The 832-nt window shown below is 70.1% G+C and carries 1 protein-coding gene; it reads right to left on the bottom strand.

Annotated features, from left to right (window positions below; translation table 11 throughout):
• Positions 1-819 (bottom strand): S9 family peptidase (locus tag ACYVDE_RS24680; protein ID WP_460504166.1); only part of this gene is annotated, 819 nt, incomplete at its 3' end.
• Positions 820-832 lie beyond the last annotated feature (13 nt).

The raw sequence follows: 832 nt of genomic DNA on the forward strand, positions 1-832 counted from the left end.
GCGTCCCGGCCCGGCCCCGGCATCGTCGCGAATGGCCCGCTGGAAGGCGTAGCCCAGGTTGTCGGAGCCTCGGTAGTTGGGCTGAAACACCACGTAGCCGTGCGCCGCCACCGCCTGCCCCAGCCCGTAGAAGGCGGCCCGCGAGGCGTTCGAAGGGCCGCCGTGCATCATCAGCACCAGCGGGTATTTTTTGGCGGGGTCGAAGTCGGGCGGGTAAGTGAGGATGCCGTCGGGCCGCAGGTTGTCGGAGGGCCAATCCACGGCTTCCATGCGGCCCAGGGCCAGGGCGGCGGTTTCGTGGTTAAAATCGGTGAGGCGGCGCGGGGCGGCCGTCGGCGAGGCCAGGTAGTACAGCTCGGCCGGGCGGCCCGGTTCATTGGCGGCCAGGGCGACGGCGTTGCGGCGGCCCACTGCCATCTCCACCCAATAGCTGCCGTTGGGCGACACCGGGCCCAGGGGCAGCTTCTGCACCTTGCCGCTCAGCCCTACTTGCCAGATGGAAACCGTAGCCGCGTCGTTGCCGCCCACCAGCAGGCTCCGGCTGTCGGCGCTCCAGATGGCGCGTTGCAGGTTGCGGTCGAGCGGGCGGCAGAGATGGCGCGCCGGTCCGCCCGCCGTGGGCACCACGTCAAATTCCAGCGACTCAAAATAGGGCGGCTCGCGCGGCGTCTGGTAGCTCAGCCACTTCCCGTCGGGCGAGTAGGCGGGCAGGTCGACGCGGTGCGGGGAGTTGGGCAGCTCGCGTAGGGCGCCGCTGGCTACATCAAGCGTGTACACGGCCGTTTCCTGGTCGCCGGTTTGGGGGCTAGGGCGCAGCACGCAGACCAGCGTG

The organism is Hymenobacter agri, from assembly GCF_054778495.1.